The organism is Chromobacterium sp. LK1, assembly GCF_001043555.1.
GTDB classification, from domain to species: domain Bacteria; phylum Pseudomonadota; class Gammaproteobacteria; order Burkholderiales; family Chromobacteriaceae; genus Chromobacterium; species Chromobacterium aquaticum.
Genome location: NZ_LDUI01000038.1, coordinates 23,936 through 39,132, shown reverse-complemented (window position 1 = coordinate 39,132; position 15,197 = coordinate 23,936). Strand labels below are relative to the sequence as shown.

General features: G+C 64.7%; 17 protein-coding genes. 7 read left to right on the top strand and 10 right to left on the bottom strand.

The features are described from left to right. Window positions 1-227 (top strand): hypothetical protein (locus VI26_RS25045; protein WP_231581037.1); only part of this gene is annotated, 227 nt, incomplete at its 5' end. A 66-nt stretch (window positions 228-293) separates the two neighbouring features. Here VI26_RS25045 and VI26_RS16835 read toward each other — a convergent pair. The 4 genes from VI26_RS16835 to VI26_RS16820 all read right to left on the bottom strand — a co-directional run bounded on the left by VI26_RS16835 (window position 294) and on the right by VI26_RS16820 (window position 3,312). After that, complete coding sequence (locus VI26_RS16835; protein WP_048410915.1) at window positions 294-1,136, bottom strand: PhzF family phenazine biosynthesis protein; 843 nt, start codon at window positions 1,134-1,136, stop codon at window positions 294-296. Window positions 1,137-1,199: 63 nt separating this feature from the next. Further along, a complete protein-coding gene (locus VI26_RS16830; protein ID WP_048410914.1) occupies window positions 1,200-2,126 on the bottom strand; it encodes an NAD-dependent epimerase/dehydratase family protein in 927 nt (308 codons plus the stop codon). A gap of 60 nt (window positions 2,127-2,186) precedes the next feature. Further along, window positions 2,187-2,600, bottom strand: coding sequence for a MerR family transcriptional regulator (locus tag VI26_RS16825; RefSeq protein WP_048410913.1), 414 nt, complete (start codon window positions 2,598-2,600; stop codon window positions 2,187-2,189). Next, entirely contained in the window at window positions 2,587-3,312 is a 726-nt protein-coding gene (locus VI26_RS16820) for a type 1 glutamine amidotransferase domain-containing protein (protein WP_197081509.1), read from the bottom strand. The genes VI26_RS16825 and VI26_RS16820 overlap by 14 nt, the downstream gene beginning before the upstream one ends. Between VI26_RS16820 and VI26_RS25170 the strand changes: the two genes are divergently transcribed. Then, window positions 3,311-3,442 (top strand): hypothetical protein, encoded by a 132-nt coding sequence (locus tag VI26_RS25170; RefSeq protein WP_255360816.1) that lies wholly within the window; start codon window positions 3,311-3,313, stop codon window positions 3,440-3,442. The genes VI26_RS16820 and VI26_RS25170 overlap by 2 nt on opposite strands. 379 nt (window positions 3,443-3,821) lie before the next feature. On the opposite strand, the gene VI26_RS16815 is transcribed toward VI26_RS25170, so the two are convergent. The 5 genes from VI26_RS16815 to hflX all read right to left on the bottom strand — a co-directional run bounded on the left by VI26_RS16815 (window position 3,822) and on the right by hflX (window position 9,171). Then, window positions 3,822-5,489 carry an ABC-F family ATP-binding cassette domain-containing protein gene (locus VI26_RS16815; protein WP_048410911.1) on the bottom strand — a complete coding sequence of 556 codons (1,668 nt, stop codon included), beginning with the start codon at window positions 5,487-5,489 and terminating at the stop codon, window positions 3,822-3,824. Window positions 5,490-5,669: 180 nt separating this feature from the next. Next, complete coding sequence (locus tag VI26_RS16810; protein WP_048410910.1) at window positions 5,670-6,689, bottom strand: hypothetical protein; 1,020 nt, start codon at window positions 6,687-6,689, stop codon at window positions 5,670-5,672. After that, window positions 6,682-7,092 (bottom strand): hypothetical protein, encoded by a 411-nt coding sequence (locus VI26_RS23325; RefSeq protein ID WP_053074474.1) that lies wholly within the window; start codon window positions 7,090-7,092, stop codon window positions 6,682-6,684. Before VI26_RS23325 ends, VI26_RS16810 begins: the two co-directional genes overlap by 8 nt. Before the next feature lie 38 nt (window positions 7,093-7,130). After that, window positions 7,131-7,562 (bottom strand): hypothetical protein, encoded by a 432-nt coding sequence (locus VI26_RS16800; protein WP_053074473.1) that lies wholly within the window; start codon window positions 7,560-7,562, stop codon window positions 7,131-7,133. A 220-nt stretch (window positions 7,563-7,782) separates the two neighbouring features. Then, the gene (gene hflX / locus VI26_RS16795) at window positions 7,783-9,171 is read right to left on the bottom strand and encodes a GTPase HflX (RefSeq protein ID WP_048410909.1); all 1,389 of its coding nucleotides are present in this window, start codon (window positions 9,169-9,171) and stop codon (window positions 7,783-7,785) included. Window positions 9,172-9,332: 161 nt separating this feature from the next. On the opposite strand from hflX, the gene VI26_RS16790 reads away from it, so the two are divergent. Next, on the top strand, window positions 9,333-10,592 hold the full coding sequence (locus VI26_RS16790; protein WP_197081508.1) for a DEAD/DEAH box helicase: 1,260 nt from the start codon (window positions 9,333-9,335) through the stop codon (window positions 10,590-10,592). An 86-nt stretch (window positions 10,593-10,678) separates the two neighbouring features. Here the strand turns inward: VI26_RS16790 and VI26_RS16785 are convergent, their stop codons facing one another. Continuing rightward, window positions 10,679-11,458, bottom strand: coding sequence for an HAD-IIA family hydrolase (locus tag VI26_RS16785; RefSeq protein ID WP_048410908.1), 780 nt, complete (start codon window positions 11,456-11,458; stop codon window positions 10,679-10,681). 354 nt (window positions 11,459-11,812) lie between these two features. Here VI26_RS16785 and VI26_RS16780 point away from each other — a divergent pair, with 354 nt between their 5' ends. The 4 genes from VI26_RS16780 to VI26_RS16765 all read left to right on the top strand — a co-directional run bounded on the left by VI26_RS16780 (window position 11,813) and on the right by VI26_RS16765 (window position 15,192). Beyond that, window positions 11,813-12,238 (top strand): hypothetical protein, encoded by a 426-nt coding sequence (locus VI26_RS16780; RefSeq protein WP_048410907.1) that lies wholly within the window; start codon window positions 11,813-11,815, stop codon window positions 12,236-12,238. Window positions 12,239-12,390: 152 nt separating this feature from the next. Then, window positions 12,391-13,131 (top strand): acetoacetate decarboxylase, encoded by a 741-nt coding sequence (locus VI26_RS16775; RefSeq protein ID WP_048410906.1) that lies wholly within the window; start codon window positions 12,391-12,393, stop codon window positions 13,129-13,131. A 94-nt stretch (window positions 13,132-13,225) separates the two neighbouring features. After that, window positions 13,226-14,008 (top strand): 3-hydroxybutyrate dehydrogenase, encoded by a 783-nt coding sequence (locus tag VI26_RS16770; RefSeq protein WP_048410905.1) that lies wholly within the window; start codon window positions 13,226-13,228, stop codon window positions 14,006-14,008. Then, window positions 14,005-15,192 (top strand): patatin-like phospholipase family protein, encoded by a 1,188-nt coding sequence (locus VI26_RS16765; RefSeq protein ID WP_048410904.1) that lies wholly within the window; start codon window positions 14,005-14,007, stop codon window positions 15,190-15,192. The genes VI26_RS16770 and VI26_RS16765 overlap by 4 nt, the downstream gene beginning before the upstream one ends. The last annotated feature ends 5 nt before the right edge of the window (window positions 15,193-15,197 follow it).

The window sequence follows — 15,197 nt, the reverse complement described above, 5'->3', positions numbered from 1 at the left end:
GATATCGCGCGCCGCGCCCCAAGCGACGCCTGTCAGTACGCCAACGGCATGATGCGATAAAAAAACCGCCGCCCGGTTCTTCCCGGCGGCGGTTTGGTTTTGCCTGCGGCGCGGCGCTAGGGCTTGTTCAAAGGCTCGCGAGCAAGGGCGAGACAAGGCGAAAACGAGCGAAAAAGCGGAATGTACAAGTGGTACATGAGCATTTTGAGCTTGTACTCACCGTGTAACGCTCCACGACGCGCAGCAGATCGTAAACAGGTTCTAAGAACGCCACGAAGGCCCGCAGGCTTGGCCTACAACATCAGCCGGCCTTCAATGCAGGTCACCGCATTGCCGCCTATCCACACCTCATTGCCCACCTGCTCCACCTCGATGCACCCGGCGCGCCCCATGCTCAGCCCCTGGCTGACGCGGTAGCGCGTCGGCGCCAGTCCGGCCCCCAGCAGCCACTGGGCAATGCCGGCGTTCAGGCTGCCGGTGGCCGGGTCTTCGGGCATGCCGTCACCGGAGATGAAGGCCCGCACCTCGAACTGCGCGTCGCTATCGTCTTGCCGCGGGTCGCAGCGGGCGATCACCCCCACCGCCAGCCCGCTCAGCGCCGGATAGTCCGGTTGCAGCTCCAGCACCTGCTGACGCTTGGCCAGCATCACCGCCAGCCAGCCGGCGCCGTTGTCGACCCACTGGGCGGCGATGATCGCCTCGGGCGCCAGGCGCAGGCCCAGGCGCACCCGCTCCAGCAGTTCCTCATCCACCGGTCCGGAGCGCAGCAGGGGCGGCGCCAGGAAGGCCAACTGCCGCCCCTGGCGGCGGATCCGAACCAGCCCAACCGCGCATTCCTGAATGATCTCCTCCCCCTGTGGCACGCCGCCGGACTCCAGCCAGGCGTGGCAACTGCCCAGGGTTGGATGACCGGCGAACGGCAGTTCGTTCAGGGTGGTGAAGATACGCAGACGGTAGTCCGCCCGCGGGTCCTTGGGCTGGAGAATAAAGGTGGTCTCGCTGAGGTTGGTCCAGTTGGCGAAGGTCGCCATCTGCCGCTCATCGAGCCCGTCGGCGTCGAACACGACAGCAACCGGGTTGCCCTTGAGGGGCGTGGAACTGAAGACATCGACCTGCTTGAAGCCCAGGGCGCTCATGGAATGTCCTGTTGGTATTTTACTGGGACGGCTAGTCTACGCCCAAACCCGCCTCATCACCCATCAAGCCAACTCGGCCCGAATCAAACGGATGCCTTCTTGGTAGCTGGTCACCGGGAAATCAGGGAAGCGGCGTTTGAATTTGCTGGAATCGAACAGATTGTCGCTTGCATAGCGGGGCAACAATTCCCTGATCTCTCTGGCCGCCTTGGAAAACAGGCCGACGGCGGTCAACGTCCATTTGCCGATCAGCGCGTATGCGGCCTCGCTGCCGAACGCCTCGCACGCCATGGTGGCAAGTTGCCTGTAGGTCGGCCGGTCTTCGCAGCAGGGCAAGTGCCAGGTCTGCCCAAACGCGTCCGGCGTGTTGCCCAGCGCCGCCAGCGCCCGGCTCGCGTCCGGCGTCCAGATCAGGGTTCTTCTGGTGTCGTCGCGCAGCGGCACGCGCGGCCTGCGGCCCTGCTTGAGCGGGTCGAACAGCAGCGCGTTGGTGATGCTTTGCGTATTGCCCGGCCCGTAGAACTCGGGGGCCCGCCCGATGAGCACGGGAATCTCGCCGCGCGCCATCTCCTGCAACACCATGGCGGCCATCGCCGCCCTGACCCTGCCTTTGCGGCCCATCGGCGCGAAAGGCGTTTCCTCCGTCAGGATTCTGTCGTCCTGCGGATACATATAGGTGTTGTCGAAATAGGCGAACTTGGCGCCCTCCGCCCGGCACGCGTCCAACGCGTTTTTCAACATCAGCGGGAACTGCGTCTCCCACAGCTTGCTGTCCGGCGGCAGCCCAGCGGTGAAATAGACCAGATCGCTGCCCCTGACCGCCTCGCGCGTCTGCCCGGCATCCAGCAAGTTTGCGGGCAGCAGCGCATCGCTGGCGTTGACTTTACGCGGATTGCGGCTGACCAGCCGCAAATCGCTGCGGTAGTTATCGTGCAGCTCGCGGGCGAGTTCCACCGCGATCTGGCCATTGGCTCCAAGTATGGTTTGCATATGCTTCGTGAGGTCTTGAGTGGGGAATGAGGTGCGTGGATTCAGCGGCCGGGCCGCGCGCTATTTGTCGACGGCAAGGCCCAGGCCAGCCATCACCCGCGCGGCATTGAGCTTGCAGTCCATGCCTTCCGGCTTGGACTCGATCAGCTGAACCAGGGATTGGATCTGCGCCTTGCTGTGCGCCAGGCGCGCCTCCAGCGCTTCGATATCCGCCACCTTGCGCTTGAGGATGGCGATCAGCTCATCATGCCGCCAGGACGAGACATCCGCCGGCAGCAGGCGCTTGATTTCCTCCAGCGAGAAACCGGCCTGCTGGGCATCGCCGATGATGGTCAGCAAGATCACCGCTTCCGGCGGGTAATCCCGGTAGCCGTTCGCCTGCCGGCTGGCGATTTTCAGCAAGCCCTTGGCTTCATAGAAGCGAATCGCCGACGCCGCCATGCCGGCGCGCTTGGCCAGTTCACCAATTTTCATGCGCGTCCTGACCCAGGCCTGGCTGACCGTCAGCTTGCCGCGAGTGTGCCGCCGGCAAGGCGGCCAGCAAGGCCCGCGCCACTTCCTTGCTGGAGCCGGGGTTCTGGCCGGTGACGATACGGCCATCGGTCAACACGAAGCTGCCGAAGGGCAGCCATGACTTTTCGTAGCGCGCGCCTCGGGCTTCCAGCTCGCTCTGCAGCCAATAGGGCACTTGGTCCTTGACCCCGGACAGCGTTTCTTCGAGATTGGAAAACCCGGTCACGCGGCGGCCTGCAATCAATGGCCTGCCGTCGTCCGCCTCAAGCTCCAGCAGCCCGGCCGCGCCATGGCAGACCGAGGCCACAATGCCACCATGACGATAGATGCTTTCCGCCGCTCGCTTGAGCGCCTGATTGTCGCGGAAGTCCCACATCGTGCCGTGGCCTCCGGTGTAGAAGATGGCCAGATAGGCATCCGGATCGATGTCCGCCGCCGCTCTGGTCGCTTGCAGCCGCGCCATGAAGGCAGGATCGCGCAAGCGGGCCTTCACCGCGGCGTCGGCATGGGGCCAGCCCAGGCTGCGAGGGTCCAGCGGCACCGCGCCGCCCTTGGGGCTGACGAAATCCACCGCGTAGCCGGCGGCCGTCAGCACATCGTAGACATGGGTCAACTCGGCGAGCCACAGCCCGGTGCCATCGTTTCTGTCCGGATAACGATCGTGGCTGGTCATGACCAACAGCACCTTGCCAAGGCGGGCGACTGACGCCGACGCCGATTCGGCCTCGGCGGTTTTCATCATCAATGGCGACATGGCGAATAAGGCAAATCTCTTGAAAGTCAGCATGGGCGACACCCAGTGAAGAATAGAACATTCCGCCATGCCTTCCGCCTAGAGCCTGTTCAATGTCTCGCGAGCAAGGGCGAGACAAGGCGAAAACAGGCTCTTAGGCTGGTGATGGCAAGCGCCATGCTAAGCTTCAAGTCCGCTTCAATGTCAACCACGGATTTTCCGTCCGCGACGCCGGCGCGGCGGCCAAACAAAAAGGCAGCGCCGCCGTTCCGGCGACACTGCCCTTGATGATCACCGCCTGAACCCAGTCGGCTTAGAAGCTGTTTACGATCTGCTGCGCGTCGCGAAGCGTTACATGGTGAGTACGAGCTCAAAATGCTCATGTACCACGAGTACATTCCGCTTTTTCGCTCGTTTCCGCCTTGGCTCGCGAGATCGTAAACACGTTCTTAGCGCTTGCCGGCCGCCTCTTCGCGTCGGCGCTTGGCTTCTTCCAGCAAATACACCTGGTAGTCGTCCAGATCGCCGTCAAAGTCGCTGACGCCGCCGCGCGACACCAGCCAGAACTCGTCGCAGACCGCGCGCAACAGCGCGCGATCGTGGCTGACCAGCATCACCGAACCCTCGAACTCGTTCAGCGCCACGCTCAGCGCCTCGCGCGTGGCCAGGTCCAGGTGGTTGGTCGGTTCGTCCAGCAGCAATAGATTGGGGCGCAGCCAGACTATCATGCACAGCACCAGCCGCGCCTTCTCGCCGCCGCTCATGCTGCCCACCGCCTGCTTGACCATGTCGCCGCTGAAATTGAAGGTGCCCAGGAAGTTGCGCAGGCCCTGCTCGCGGCAATCGTTGGCCGGCGGACGCAGCTGCGCCGGCGTTTCGCGCGCCAGGCGCAGCATATGCTGCAGCGGATCGTCTTCCGGCCGCAGCACGTCCAGCTCCTGCTGCGAGAAGTAACCGATGTTCAAGCCCTTGCCGCGGATGATCTCGCCGCCGGTGGCCGCCAGCGCCTCGGCCACCGTTTTCACCAGCGTGGACTTGCCCTGGCCGTTGGCGCCCAGGATGCCGATGCGCTGCCCGGCCAGCACCGAGCGGTTCACGCCCTTGACGATCACGGTGGGCGGCGCGCCTTCCGCCGCCCCCTCCGCCGCCGGATAGCCGAAGGAAGCCTGTGACATGGTCAGCATCGGGTTGGGCAGGCTGCTCGGCTCCTTGAAGCCGAACTGGAAGTCGGCTTCGGTCAGCACCGGCGCGATCTTCTCCATCCGTTCCAGCGCCTTGACGCGGCTTTGCGCCTGCTTGGCCTTGCTGGCCTTGGCCTTGAAGCGGTCGATGAACTTTTGCAGGTGCGCCATCTTCTCCTGCTGCTTGGCCAGCACCGCCTGCTGCAGAATCAACTGCTCCGCGCGCATGTCCTCGAACTTGCTGTAATTGCCGCCGTAGCGCACCAGCTTGCCGTGATCGATGTGCAGGGTGACATCGGTCACCGCGTCCAGGAATTCACGGTCATGGCTGATCACCACCATGGTGCCGGCGTACTGCTTGAGCCAGGCCTCCAGCCACACCAGCGCGTCCAGGTCCAGGTGGTTGGTCGGCTCGTCCAGCAGCAACAGGTCGGACGGGCACATCAGCGCGCGCGCCAGTTGCAGACGCATGCGCCAGCCGCCGGAGAAGCTGTTCACCGGCCGTTGCAGCTCGGCCACGCTGAAGCCCAGGCCCAGGATCAGCGCCTGTGCCCGCGCCGGCGCATCATGCTCGCCGGCGTCGTTCAACGCGGTATAGGCATGCGCCATGCGCATATAGTCCTCGCCCGCCTCGGCTTCGGCCACTTCGCGCCGCGCCGCCAGCAGCACGGTATCGCCCTCCACCACGAACTCGGTGGCGGTCTGCGAAGTCTCAGGCATGTCCTGCGCCACTTGCGCCATCCGCCATTGGCTGGGGATGGAGAAATCGCCGCCGTCTTCATGCAGATTGCCGTTCAATACCGCGAACAGCGAGGACTTGCCCGCGCCGTTGCGCCCTACCAGGCCCACTTTTTCACCGGGATTGATATTGACTGTTGCGCCGTCCAGCAAGACTTTGGTGCCGCGACGCAGCACCACGTTTTTCAGAATGATCATTGGGAATTGCGGTATTACGAAATTATAGAAAACAGGAAAATCACGGTCCGCGACTATTCGCGGCCCGGCGGAATATCATGCGTGCGCCGCGCCCGCGGCCCAGAACATGCCGGGGATTATACGCAGATGCGGGCTTCACTGGCGGAACGCTTGTCGCGTGGCAAGGACCCGCTTGGCCGCTCACGCCTCAAGCGGGTTCAAGGGCAGCAAGCCGCGGCGCTCGTCGAAGCGATAGCGCCTGAAGCGGTCCTGGAAGTCGTTGCCGCCGGCCACCCGGGCAAACGACTGACCATCGATGGCCACAGACTTGACATAGTACCTCTCGTGCGGCGGCTTGCTGTCGTCCATCGCCGCGCTCCAGGCCATGTCGCCCAACACGATCAGCGCATCCACCGAGGAATCGACGAATTTATAAAGCCTGGGAGCTTGGCCCTCGCAATACGCCAGCGCCTGCGGCGCGTTACCGGCGAAGATATTGCAGTGCCACAGGATATTGCCGTCGGTGTAGTAGCTGTCGCTCAGCGCCCGCATGGAGCGGGGCTGGGCTCCTTCCAGCACATAGCTGAGCGCCGGGCTGAATTCCATTCTTTGACCACCAGCTGCCTCCGCATCGTCCACCATGATGGTTTTCCCGGCCACATCGGCGTAGACCTGAACGCCATCGGTATACAAACAGCCTATCCTGGCCGGGTGCTCAGGGCTGGCGTTGGCGACGGCGTCGATGGCGGCCAGCGCGCGCAGTATCTCGCGGTCCAGCCAGCGGCCCTGGCTGTCCGGCGCGCCCAGCAGCGGCATGGCCTGCAACCACTCGCGGAACCAGGCCGGATCGCCGGCATCGCCCGGCCCCGCTTCGGACCAGTCGACAATGGCGTCCGCAACCGCACCAGGCTTGCCCGCCTTGCCGCGGCAAGAGACAAGCTCCTGCCACAATCGCTTCAGGAAGCGCGCGTCATCGCGGCTCTGCCGGCTGGAGCCATCCCGCAGACAGGCGGCGAACTGCAGGGTCTTGTCTGCGCGCTGGTAGCGGCACAATAGCGCATTCCCGGCGACGGGGTCGCAGCACTGCGCCAGGTAATCGGCCAAGGCGTCGAGCACGCTGCAAACCGCTAGGCCATCGATAGCCATCGGCCGGGCCAGCCACTTGTTGAATCCCTGGTTGGACAAGGGGATCTCAGCATAAAACACCAGGGCCTCAGACATCGGCAACCTCCTCATCCGCGCCGTCCATATAGACCGAGCACTCCTGGAACAGCAGATGGGACAAGGCAAGCTCCAGCGAGAAAGCGCCGCTGGCCTGCTTCAGGCGCAATGTTTCTCCGTCCACCTCCAGTTGCAGCGCGCAATAACCCGCCTCGCGCCAGTTGGAGATCCGGATGTCGGCGTCGGCGTGGGCGAACAGCTTGATCACGATGGTATTGTAGTCCCGCCCCCACTGGCCCCATTTCCGGACCTCCATCGCCGGCCGCTGCCGGGTGTGCAACTTGAAACTCAACCGCCCGCCCACGTCCAGGCTGATTTGCCCCAAGAACAAGGGCTGTTCCAGGCCGGAGGGAAACAAGTCCAACAAGAATGTGTTGCGGGCGATCCGATTCAATAAATCCATTGCAGCCTCAAGAGGATTGCGGCCGGAAGCCGGCGCGTTCAGCCAAGCTCGAAATCGCCGATGATGTCGGCCAGCCACGCCTGGCGCAGTTGCGCGTCGTAGCCGGTGCACAGCACCGCCAGCTGGTGATCGTGGCTGTTCACCAGATAATGGCGATAACGGCCGGCATCCTGGCCTTCATGCGTCCACACCCGCACCGCTTGCAAGTGCGCGCGCAGCCAATCCGACTCCAGCACTTGGTAGAGGGACGAGCCGAATTCCAGCTCGTCCGGGATCAGCGGCGCGCTGTGGCGCTCAACCTTGACCGCGAGCACCTCGTAGAAACGCACGCAGCCCAACACGCCCGGCGCGATGTCGGCATCGTCATCCCAACAATCGAACACCGCCATGGCCTGATCCCGCTGATGCAGGGTCACGACATGGCATTGCGGGTTTTGCCGGAACGGCAGTTCGACTTCGACAATCCTCACATCCGTCTCTCGCTCGCGTGAAATGAAAAAGGCCCGGGCTCGGGACCTGTTTACGATCTCGCAAGCTAGAGCGAGACAAGGCGCAAACGAGCGAAGAGCGAAATGTACACCTGGTACATGAGCATTTTGAGCTTGGTTTCAACGCCCATCTCTATCCATCCCGCCAACGCGCAGCAGATCGTAAACAGGTTCTCAGAGCCCAGGCCCGGTGCGCCCTGGTTCAGACTTCCCAGTATTCCTTTTCCCGGCCCTGAGAACCGGGGTTCAACTGCTCGCGCAAGCTGCGCAGCTTCTCCGGCTCGCCACGCACGCGGAACCAGCTCCCCTCTTCTTCCGCGCGTTCTTCCAGCACCTGGCAATGGCTGTAGATCTCGCCGCGCAGTTGCTGCGCCGACCACGGCAGCAGCAGCTCGCCCTCCTCCAGATCGCGCTGGAAAAAGGCGACGATCTGCGCGCGCAGCTCGGCCACTTCCTCGGGACGGCGCGCGCTCATCACCACGCAGTCCGGATAGCGCTGCCGCAACTCGGCAGTCCAAGCCGCCTGCGCGGCCGCGTCGCCGACATGGTCTATCTTGTTGAATACCCGGATGCGCGGCACGTCGTCGGCGCCGATTTCCTTCAGCACCTCATCGGTCACTTCCAGCTGGCGCTGGAAGCCCGGATCGCTGGCGTCGATCACGTGCAGCAGCAAGGCCGCGTCCAGCGCTTCTTCCAGCGTGGACTTGAACGAGGCCACCAGACCGTGAGGCAGGTTCTTGATGAAACCGACGGTATCGCTGACCAGCACCCGCGGCACGCTTTCCGGGTAGATGGCGCGCACCGTGGTGTCCAGGGTGGCGAACAATTTATTCGCCACCAGCACCTCGCTGCCGGTCAAGGCGCGCATCAGCGTGGACTTGCCGGCATTGGTGTAGCCCACCAGCGACACCCCGCCCAGGCCCTGCCCCTGGCGCTCAAGCCGGCGCGCGCGCTGAGTCTTGCGCTCCAACTCCATCGCGACGATTTCGCGCTGCAGCTCGGCGATGCGGTCGCGCACCTTGCGCCGATCCAGCTCGGTATGCGATTCGCCGGCGCCGCGTCCGCCCATGCCGCTGCGCTGCCGGCCTTGCGGGCCGGCCAGCTTGGCCGCCTCGCGCAAGCGCGGCGCCATATAACCCAAACGCGCGATTTCCACCTGGGCCCGCGCGGCGCGCGAGCGCGCGTTGCGGTGGAAGATCTCCAGGATGACCATGGTGCGGTCCATCACCTCGCAGCCGACCGCCAACTCCAGATTGCGCGCTTGCGACGGCGAGATTTCGTGGTCCACCAGCAGGGCGTCGATCTCCACCGTGCCGGCATCCAGAACCGGCGGCGCGTCATCCAGCTCGTCATTGCGCAGGCCGCGATTGACGAACATGCTGATTTCCTCCAGCTTGCCCACGCCCATATAGGCGGTGCGGTCGAAGCTGTTACGCTTTTGCACAAAGGTCCCCACCACTTGGAAGCCCAGGGTCTTGGCCAGCTCGCTCAATTCGGTGAGCGAGGCCTCGAACTCGATATCGCTGACATCGGGCAATTGCACCGAGGCCACCAGGGCATAGCGGGGTTTCTCTTTGACTTCTGTTTGCATGTGCGTATGACTTTAACTTGATAGCGAGCCCAGATAGTACCCGCAAACGGAACTTCCCGCTGCGCAACACGCGTGGCGCCGCCGCCACGCCCCGCTTGACCGGGCGGCGGACAGCGCCGATACTCCTGCCGCTTCAAGCACCCTAGCCGTCAAGCCTCCCCATGTCCTTCACCTCACTGGGCCTGTCGCCCGCGCTGGCCCAGGCCGCCAGCGCTCAAGGCTATCTGGCCCCCACCGCCGTCCAGCTCGCCGCCGTCCCCGCCATCCTGCAAGGCCACGATGTGCTCGCCACCGCGCAAACCGGCTCCGGCAAAACCGCGGCTTACTGCCTGCCGCTGCTGCAGCAATGGCTGACGGGCAATCAGGCCGCGCCGCGTCAGACGCACACGCTGATCCTGCTTCCCACGCGGGAACTGGCGGCGCAAGTGGGCGACACCCTGCGCCAACTGGCCCGGGACCTGCCGCGCCGGCCCAAGATCGCCGTGGTTTTCGGCGGCGTTTCCATCAATCCGCAAATGATGGCCCTGCGCGGCGGCGCCGACATCATCGCGGCCACGCCCGGCCGGCTGCTGGACCTGCTGGCGCACAATGCGCTGCGGCTTTCCGCCGTCAAAACCCTGGTGCTGGACGAAGCCGACCGCCTGCTCGACCTCGGCTTCGCCGACGAATTGAACCGCGTGCTGGCCTTGTTGCCGCCCTACCGCCAGAACCTGCTGTTCTCCGCCACCTTCCCGCCCGCGGTGCGCGCGCTGGCGGAACAACTGCTGAATCAGCCGCAGCGCATCGACATCACGCCAAGCGACGCCGCCGCGCCGGACATCCGCCAGCGCGTGATCGAGGTGGACGCGGCGCAACGCACCCTGCTGCTGCGCCATCTGCTGCACACCCATGGCTGGGAGCGCGTGCTGGTCTTCGTGGCCAGCCGACATAGCGCCGACCGGGTGGCCGGCAAACTGCAGGCCGCCGGCATCCGCGCCGCCGCGCTGCATGGGGATTGCAGCCAGGGACAGCGCGGCCAGGTGCTGGCCGATCTCAAGTCCGGCCGCCTGCAAGTCCTGGTGGCCACCGACGTGGCCGCGCGCGGCATCGACATCGCCCGCCTGCCGGCCGTGGTCAACTACGACCTGCCGCGCTCGCCGGTGGATTACACCCACCGCATCGGCCGCACCGGCCGCGCCGGCGCCAGCGGCGAGGCCATCAGCTTCGTCAGCGCCGATTGCGCCGCGCATTTCCAATTGATAGAAAAACGCCAGCGCTTGCGGCTGCCGCGCGAGCGCATCGCCGGTTTCGAGCCCAAGGCCGCCGCGCCGGAAGCGCCCGTGCCGGCAAACGACGGCAATGGCGGCATCAAGGGCAAACGCAAGAGCAAGAAGGACAAGCTGCGGGAAGCGGCGGCACGGGAGCAGGCCGAACCACGATAAGCGCGCGCGGCGCCGAGCCTAGCGGAGAACTCAAACAACGGGGCCGTTCCAGCTGGAACGGCCCTGTTTTCGCCTGCGACCTAACTTTACAAAACTTGCGGATCGATCTCCGCCACGCTCTCGAACACATAATCCGGCTGATAGGGAAACTGCTCCATGGACTCGCGCGACGACACCCCGGACAACACCAGCGCGGTGCCCATGCCGGCCTCGATGCCGCCGACGATGTCGGTGTCCATGCGGTCGCCTATCATCACCGCCTCCTCCGGATGCACGCCCAGCTTGCGGGTGGCCAGCATCATCATCAGCGAGTTAGGCTTGCCCACGATATAGGGCTTCTTGCCGGTGGCGGCCTCGATGGCGGCCAGCAGCGTGCCGGCGGCCGGCTCGTAACCGCCGCCCTCGATCGGATCTATCATGTCCGGATTGGTGCCGATGAACTTGGCGCCCTGGTCGATGAAGCGCACCGCCTTCTTGATCTGCTCAAAGCTGAAGGTCTGCGACTTGGCCACCACCACGTAATCGGGGTGGGATTCGGAAATGGAAAAACCGACGTTGTACAACTCGTTGATCAGGCCGGCGCCGCCCACCACATAGGCGGTGGGCATCGCCTTGCGCGTCTGGCTGCGCAAAAACATCGCCGTCGCCATCGCGCTGGTGATGAAGTTGTCTTCCGTCACGCCGCTGATGCCCAGGCTCTCCAGCTTCAAGCGCAAATCCAGCGGCGTCTGCTCCGCGTTATTGGTCAGGAACAGGAAGGGCGTACCCTCCTGCGTCAGGCGGTTGACGAAATCGCGCGCGCCCGGAATCAGTTGCTTGCCCCGATAGATCACTCCATCCATGTCGGAAATGATGCTTTTGCTCATACGGTATATCCAAAACACAAGTGCCGACTCCGCCGGCACGGTGGCGGGCCGCGGCTCACCCGCCGCAACCGTGACAGCATAGCACGGCGCGCCGCCGCTTTGCCGGCCGCGCCTTGACACCCGCCAGCCCCGCCATTACAGTCCCGGGCTGGTGCTCGCAACACCAAATAGCAAGCAGTCCCCCGCGCATCCTGAGAAGCGCGGACTCGTCACGCCCAGCGTTTCCCAATGGGCGAGAGTCCCGCTACCGTGAGGTGCGGGGCACGGCTTGCTACGTGTTGCGAACCTCTCGCCCACTCCCGCGTCTTCGCAAGCGCGGAGGTGGCCATAATCAGCTTCAGCAAGGAGCCTGTTATGTCCCAATCTCTGTCCTCCCGATACTCCGCCCTGCCCCCGCTCACCGTATTGCCCTTTGTCCGCCGGCTGCCGCAGCGCGCGCGCATCCACTGCTGGCAAGTGCCGCCGATCCAGGATTACGGCGAAGCCTGCGAAATGGGCCGCGAATACGCCGCCCATCTGCTGCGCCTGCTGCACGGCTGCCCGCAACACGCCGGCAACGGCCTGCTAGGGCTGATCGCTTCCGACATCGACTACGCCGACGCCAGCGCCGCCAAGGGCTTTTGGGTGGGGTTCTTCGACTGCCTGGAACAGGCGATGCTGCTCGCCAGCGATCTTGTCGATGGCTTCGTGCTGGCGGCCATGCTCAACGCGCGCCGCCCGGCCGCCAAACCGCCGCGACGTCGCGGCTCGCGCCGCCGTTCCGCTCCAAGTGACAGTTGACACGGAACCAAGCCACCGGTAACGAACTCTTTCCCTGTACCATCAAAGCCAGATGCACTCATGCCCGCCCCTCCTGACGGCGGGCTCCTTCAGCAGCACGGTCGCGCCCATCCCGGGCGCGACCCATTGCCATCCAGGGAGCGTAAGCACGTATGAACATCGACGCCATCCGCGAGCAGGCCTTCGCCATGCCGCTGACCAACCCCGCCTTCCCCCGCGGTCCCTACCGCTTCACCAACCGCGAATTCTTCATCATCACTTACCGCACCGACCCGGCCAAGCTGCGCGAGGTAGTGCCGGAGCCATTGCAACCGGCCTCGGACCTGGTGAACTTCGAATTCATCCGCATGCCGGATTCCACCGGCTTTGGCGACTACACCGAAAGCGGCCAGGTGATTCCGGTGCTGCTGGGCGGCGTGGCCGGCAACTACACCCATGCGATGTATCTGAACGACCATCCGCCCATCGCCGGCGGCCGCGAGCTGTGGGGCTTTCCCAAGAAACTGGCCTGCCCGCGCCTGCAAGTGCATACCGATACCCTGGTGGGCGAGCTGGACTACGGCCCGGTGCGGGTGGCCACCGCCACCATGGGCTATAAGCACCAGGTCCTGGATGCCAGCGCGCAGCAGCGCTCCATGATCAATACCCCCAACTTCCTGCTGAAGATCATCCCGCACGTGGACGGCAGCGCCCGCATCTGCGAACTGGTGCGTTTCTACCTGAAGGACGTGACCGTGCACGGCGTCTGGAGCGGCCCGGCCGCGCTGGCGCTGTTTCCGCACGCGCTGGCCCCGGTGGCGGAGCTGCCGGTGCTGGAAGTGGTGGAAGCGCGCCACATCATCGCCGACCTGACCCTGGGCCTGGGCGAAGTGGAATTCGATTACCTGAATTGAAGCGGTTTACGATACGCGGCGCGGCTCGCGGGATCGTAAACCGGCTCTACGCCGCTCGGCGGCACGTCCCCACTCGACAACGAAGGAGAGCAGCATGCAATTGAACGGCAAAGTGGCCTTGATCACCGGCGCGGCCAGCGGCATAGGCAAGGCCATCGCGGAAACCTACGCCCGGGCCGGCGCGGCGGTGGCCATCGCCGACATCAACCTGGCGGCGGCGCAGGCGACGGCGGCGGAAATCCAGGCCGCCGGCGGCAAGGCGGTGGGCGTGGCGATGGACGTGACCAATGAGGAATCCGTCAACGCCGGCACCCAGGCGGCGGTGGATGCGCTGGGCGCGCTGGACATCCTGATTTCCAATGCCGGCATCCAGATCGTCAACCCGCTGGTGGATTACAAGTTTTCCGACTGGAAGAAAATGCAGGCCATCCACGTCGACGGCGCCTTTCTCACCACCAAGGCGGCGCTGCCGCATATGTACAAGGACAAGCGCGGCGGCACGGTGATCTATATGGGATCGGTGCATTCCCACGAGGCGTCCAAGCTCAAGTCCGCCTATGTCACCGCCAAGCACGCGCTGCTGGGCCTGTGCCGGGTGCTGGCCAAGGAAGGCGCGGAATACAATGTGCGCGCCCATGTGATCTGCCCCGGCTTCGTGCGCACGCCGCTGGTGGAAAAGCAGATTCCGGAGCAGGCCAAGGAGCTGGGCATCAGCGAGGAGGACGTGGTCAAGCATGTGATGCTGGGCAATACCGTGGACGGCGTGTTCACCACGGTGGAAGACGTGGCCCAGACCGCGCTGTTCCTGGCCGCCTTCCCCAGCGCGGCGCTGACCGGCCAATCCGTCATCGTCAGCCACGGCTGGTATATGCAATGACGACGCGGCACAACCCGGCCTGCCCGCACGCCGACGGCCTGTACCAGAGCCGCAGCCTGCCGCCCGATCATCGCTACCAGGTGCTGGCGCTGGTGCTGCAGGGCGGCGGCGCGCTGGGCTCCTACCAGCCCGGCGTCTACCAGGGCCTGGCCGAGGCCGATCTGCACCCCAACTGGGTGGCCGGCATTTCCATAGGCGCGCTCAACGCGGCCATCATCGCCGGCAATCCGCCGGAACGGCGGGTGGAGCAGTTGCGCGCGTTCTGGGAAACCATCTGCCGTCCGCCGATGCTGCCGCCCAGCCCGTTCAGCCATCTGGACAACCGTTCCTGGCCAACGGAGCTGAACGAGCTGGCGTCGGACTGGGAGGCGTGGCGGGCAATGACCGAGGGCCAGAACGGCTTCTACCAGCCGCGGCCCTGGTGGCCCGCATCCGTGCGCTTGCCGACCAATTGCAGCGTCTACGACACCGCGCCCTTGAAGAGCACGCTGGAGCGGTTCGCGGATTTCGACCGCATCAACGACAGCAATCAGATGCGGGTGTCGGTGGGCGCGGTCAATCTGCACAACGGCAACTTCGTCTATTTCGACAATACCCATCAACGGCTGCGGCCCGAGCATTTCATGGCTTCCGGCGCGCTGCCGCCCGGCTTCCCGGCGGTGGAGATAGACGGCGAGTACTACTGGGACGGCGGCCTGGTGTCCAACACCCCCTTGCAGCAGGTGCTGGCCACCGAGCCGCGCAAGAATTCGCTGATCTTCCAGGTTGATCTATGGAGCGCCAAGGGCGAGCCGCCCACGGACATGAAGGCGATCACGATGCGGCAGAAGGATATCCAGTACTCCAGCCGCACCCGCCAGATTACCGACATGATGAAACGGGAGCAGAACTACCGCGGCCTGCTGCGGCAATTGATGGAGTTGATCCCGGAGGCGCAGCGCGAGCACCCGGCCTATCTGCGCGCGCGGGAACTGGCCTGCGGCCGGCTGTTGAAGGTGATACACCTGATCTACCAGGACAAGGAGTACGAAAACCACCACAAGGACTATCAATTCGGCGCTCAGACCATGCGCATGCACTGGGCCAGCGGCTATCAGGACATGTGCCGCACGCTGCGCCATCCGGACTGGCTGGCGATGCCATCGCCGGACCGTCCCTTCGTCGCTCACGACATCCACCGCTGAGGCCG